Below are 5,230 nucleotides of genomic sequence, written 5' to 3'. Positions count from 1 at the left end.
CGGGCTGCTGCGTTACCTCAACCCTGACACGCGCCCGGTCCTCGCGGCGCTACCCACCCCACAGATCGGCTTCAACTACATGGGCCGCTTCACCGTCGCGCCCAGGGCCCAGGGCGACGAGCAGGCGGACTGGTGGCAGCTCGGTCTGGGCGGCGACACCGGTACCCTGCCCGCCTCCTACGCGCTGGAAGCCGGCGGCGTCGTGCGCGACGGCCCGGCGGGCGCGGAGCTCACCGTCCTGCTGTCCTGGCCCGGCGACCTGTTCGACGAGGCGCGGGTCGCTGCCCTCGCCGAGGGATGGGTGGCGACGCTGACCGGGCTGGCCGAGCACGCCGCGCGCCCCGAGGCGGGCGGGCACACCCCCTCCGACTTCCCGCTGCTCGCCATGGCGCAGGGCGAGCTCGACGTGGTGGCGGCCGAACTAACGCGGAACACGCACGAGAGGAGAGCCCGGTGAGCCAGCTCGACGTGGAGGATCTGTGGCCGCTGTCCCCGCTACAGGAGGGCCTGCTCTTCCAGACGCTCTACGACGGGCGGACCGGCGACGTCTACTCCGGCCAGCGTGACCTTGATCTGACCGGGCCGCTGGACCCGGCGCTGCTGCGGGCGTCCGGGGAGGCCCTGCTGGACCGGCACGCCAACCTGCGGGCCGGGTTCCAGCAGCTCTCCGGCCTGGACCAGCCCGTGCAGGTGATCGCCAGGAAGGTACGGCTGCCGTGGCGTGAGGTCGACCTGGCGCACCTGGCGGAAGAAGNGGCGTTGGAACAGGCCATGCGGCTGGCCGCCGAGGAGCGGGACCGCGGGTTCGATCCGGCGCAGCCGCCACTACTGCGTTTCCTGCTGATCCGGTTCGGTGCGCGGCGCCACCGGCTGGTGCTCACCATCCACCACATCCTGCTGGACGGCTGGTCGCAGCCGATGTTCACGCGGGAGCTGTTCGCCGTCTACCAGGCCGGAGGCACGACGGGCGGGCTGAAGCCGGTCTCGCCGTACCGGGACTACCTGGAGTGGCTCGGCCGCCAGGACCGCCAGGCCGCCCGTGAGGCGTGGCGGGTCGAGCTGGCCGGGACGGACGAGCCGACCCTGGTGGCCCAGCCCGATCCGGTGCGCGAGCCGCAGCCGGCCGAGCGCGTGAACACCTCGGTGAGCCCCGAGCTGACGGCAGCTCTGCGGGCCCTCGCTCGTGGTCATGAGCTGACGATGAACACGGTCGTCCAGGGCGCCTGGGCANTGCTGGTCAGCCGCCTGGCCGGCCGCCGTGACGTGGTGTTCGGCGCGGTGGTGGCGGGCCGCCCGCCCGAACTGCCCAGGGTCGAGGACATGGTAGGCCTGTTCATCAACACCGTGCCGATCCGGGTGCCGCTCGACCCCGCCCAGCCGGTCGCCGAGATGCTTACGGCGCTGCAGGCCCGCCAGACGGCGCTGATGTCCTGCCACTACCTGGGCCTTGCCGAGATCCAGCGGATCACCGGCCCCGGCGCCACCTTCGACACGCTGCTGGCCTACGAGAACTACCCGCTCGACTCGTCGTGGGTCTCCGCGATGGCTGACGACCGCGACCTGACGATCACCCCGGCCGGGGGGCACGAGGCGCCGCACTATCCGCTCGCGCTGGCCGTGGTCCCTGGCCGGGACCGGCTGGAGCTGCGGCTGTCCTACCAGCCCGAGGTGTACGAGCGGGAGATGGCCGAGGGGCTGGCCGCCGCCATGGTGCGGGTGCTGGCGGCGATCGCCGCCGACCCGGCCGCCCGTGTCGGCACGGTCGGCATCCTGGACGAGACGGGCCGGGATCTGGTGATCCGGCGGTGGAACGACACCGCGGTGCCGGTGGACGCCGGGTCGCTGGTCACGGCGTTCGAGCGACGCGTCGCCGAGCATCCGCACGCCGTCGCCATCGACGGGGACGTCACGCTGACCTACCAGGAGCTGAACGCGCGCGCCGACCGGCTCGCCCGTCTGCTGGCCACGCTCGGCGTGGGCACCGAGAGCCTGGTCGGGGTGCTGATGGAGCGGTCGGCCGAGCTGGTGGTGGCGCTGCTCGGGGTGGTGAAGGCGGGCGCCGCCTATGTGCCGCTGGATGCCGCCAACCCGCTGGAGCGGATGAAGGCCGTGATCGCCGAGGCCGCACCCGTGGCGCTGCTGGTCGGCCAGGCCACGATCGACCACCCGATGACCCGCGAGGGCGGCCTGCCCGCCGCCAACATCGTCCGGGTCCCCTCGGAGGTGCCGGCCGGCGACGGCCCCTTCCCGGTTGCCCCGGCCGCGGCCAACCTGGCGTACGTCATGTACACCTCGGGATCGACGGGGGTGCCGAAGGGAGTGGCGGTCACCCNCGGCAACGTGGTCGGCTTCTGCCTGGATGGCGCCTGGCCCGCCGAGGNGACCGAGCGGGNCATGGTGCAGGCCAACCACGCCTTCGACGCCTCCACCTACGAGGTGTGGGTGCCGCTGCTGCGCGGCGGCACCGTCGTGGTCGCGCCGGCCGGTGACCTGGATGCCGCCGACCGGGAGCGGTTCATCGCCGCCCACCGGATCACCAACGTCCACGCGACCGCCGGCCTGTTCGCCGCGCTGGGCGAGCAGACCCCGCACATCTTCGCCGGGGTACGCGAGGTGTCGACCGGCGGCGACGTGGTCTCGGCGGCCGCGGTGAGGACTCTGCTGGAGACCCATCCGGACATGGTCGTGCGGTCCACCTACGGGCCGACCGAGACGACCGCCTTCGCCACCCACCTCCCCTTCACCGCGGGCGACCAGGTGCCGGCGTCGGTGCCGATCGGCCGCCCGCTGGACAACACCCGGATCTACGTGCTGGACGGCTTCCTGCAGCCGATCCCGCCCGGCGTCGGGGGAGAACTGTACGTGGCCGGCGGCGGGCTGGCCCGCGGCTACCTGAACCGGCCAGGCCTCACCTCGGAACGCTTCGTGGCCTGCCCCTTCGGCACGCCGGGCGAGCGGATGTACCGGACCGGGGACCTGGCCCGGTGGACCGGTGACGGGCTGCTGGTCTTCCTGGGGCGGGCCGACACGCAGGTGAAGATCCGCGGGTTCCGGATCGAGCTGAGCGAGATCGAGAACGTGCTGTCCGGCTGCCCGGGGGTCGCGCGGGTCGCGGTGGTAGCCCACACCAGCCAGGCCGACCACAGCCAACTGGTCGCCTACGTGGTGCCCGCCGAGGGGGAGAGCGTGACGGGCTCCGCGGTGCGGAGGTACGCGGCGGGACGGCTGCCGGACTACATGGTCCCCGCCGCCGTCGTCCCGCTGGCGGAGCTGCCGCTGACCGGCAACGCCAAGCTGGACCGGGCGGCCCTGCCCGCGCCGGACTTCGGCCGCATGGCGACCGGGCGCGAGCCGCGCACGCCGATCGAGGAGGTGCTGTGCTCGCTGTTCGTCGACGTGCTGAAGCTGGAGTGGATCGGGGCCGACGACAACTTCTTCGAGTTGGGTGGCGACTCCCTGCTGGCGATGCGGCTGCTCGCCCGGGTACGGGCCGTCCTCGACGTCGAGGTGGGAATCCGCACCCTGTTCACCGGCGCCACCCCGGCGGCGGTGGCCCGTGTGGTCGAGGCCGGTGGCCGCTCGCGGCCCGAGCTGGTTGCCGGGGTACGGCCGGACCCGGCGCCGCTGTCGTTCGGCCAGGCTCGGATGTGGTTCCTCAACCAGTTGGAGGAGGGACGGGCGGTCTACAACGTGCCGCTCGCGCTGAAGCTGACCGGGCAGCTCGACCGGTGGGCGCTGCAGGCCGCGCTGGCCGACGTCGCGGCGCGTCACGAAAGCCTGCGGACGGTCTTCCCTGACGTCGACGGCGTGCCGGGTCAGCACCTGCTGGACGAGACGGTGGGCCGCCCGGAACTGGTGATGGTGGCGGTGACCGAGGCGGAGCTGCCGTCGCTGATGGCCGCCGAGTTGGGGCGCGGGTTCGACGTGGGCAGCGAGCCGCCGCTGCGGGTACGGCTGTTCACGCTGTCCCCCCGGGAGCACGTGCTGCTGCTGGTGGCGCACCACATCGCCTCCGACGGCTGGTCGATGGGCGTGCTGGCCCGCGACCTGTCGGTGGCCTACACCGCCAGGCTGCGTGGGCGGGTACCGCAGTGGACCAGATTGCCGCTCCAGTACGCCGACTACGCGGTGTGGCAGCGCGCGGTGCTGGGCGATCTGTCCGACCCGGCGAGCCTGATCAGCGAGCAGCTCGCGTACTGGCGGGAGGCACNCGCCGACANCCCCNNGGNGCNGNCCCTGCCGGTCGACCGCCCGCGCCCGCCGGTGCCGAGCTTCACGGGCGGCGCGGTGCCGATCCGGATCGGCGCGCAGACCCACGAGCGGCTTGTCCGGCTGGCCCGGGGGCGGCGGGCAACGCTGTTCATGGTGGTGCAGGCCGCAGTTGCGCTGCTGCTGTCTCGCCTTGGCGGGGGCAACGACATCCCGATCGGCACCGCAGTGGCGGGCCGGGGCGNGGCCGCCCTGGATGACCTGATCGGCTTCTTCGTCAACACGCTGGTGCTGCGCACCGACGTCGGCGGCGATCCCTCGTTCAACGACCTGGTAGCCCGGGTGCGGGAGCGGAACCTGGCCGCCTACGCCCATCAGGACGTGCCGTTTGAGCGGTTGGTCGAGGAGCTCTACCCGGCCCGCTCGTTGTCGCGGCACCCGCTGTTCCAGGTGTCCCTCGGGTTGCGGAACACCCCGCAGGACACCGGCTGGGAGCTGCCGGGGCTGACCATCCAACCGCACAGGTCCGGGGTCAACGCCGCCAAGTTCGACCTGTCGTTCAGCCTGGCCGAGCACCGTGGCGCCGACGGTGAACCGGCGGGGATCGGTGGGACCGTCGGCTACGCGGCCGACCTGTTCGACCGGCCCACGGTGCAGAAGGTGGCGGAGCGCCTGGTGGCCGTGTTGGACGCGGTGGCCGCCGATCCCGCGTTGCGGGTGAGCCAGGTGCCGGTGTTGGGTGCGGCTGAGTGGGTGCGGGTGGTGGAGGAGTGGAATGACACTGGGGTTGGGGTTGGGGTGGGGACGTTGCCGGGGGTGTTTGGGGGGTGGGTGGCTGCGGGGCGGGATGTGGTGGCGGTGGTGTCGGGGNGNGTGCGGGTGACGTATGGGGAGTTGGAGGTGGCGGCGAATCGGGTGGCGCGGGATTTGGTGGCGGCTGGGGTGCGGTCTGGTGATCGGGTTGGGGTGGTGATGGAGCGGTCGGTGGAGTTGGTGGCGGTGTTGGTGGGGGTGGTGAAGG

Annotated in this window: 1 protein-coding gene and 1 pseudogene; both read left to right on the top strand. The window is 72.9% G+C overall.

Translation table 11 applies throughout. The features are described from left to right. Positions 1-457, top strand: a 457-nt coding sequence (locus CED_RS20770) for a hypothetical protein (RefSeq protein WP_035913567.1), incomplete at its 5' end; no start/stop codon positions are given. Beyond that, positions 454-5,230, top strand: a pseudogene (locus CED_RS20765) (non-ribosomal peptide synthetase); the annotation flags it as partial. The gene CED_RS20770 and the pseudogene CED_RS20765, both read left to right, overlap by 4 nt.

Source organism: Frankia sp. CeD (genome assembly GCF_000732115.1).
In the GTDB taxonomy this organism is placed as follows: Bacteria; Actinomycetota; Actinomycetes; order Frankiales; family Frankiaceae; genus Frankia; species Frankia casuarinae.
The sequence above is the reverse complement of the archived record's forward strand: the minus strand, read 5'-3'. Positions and strand labels throughout refer to the sequence as shown.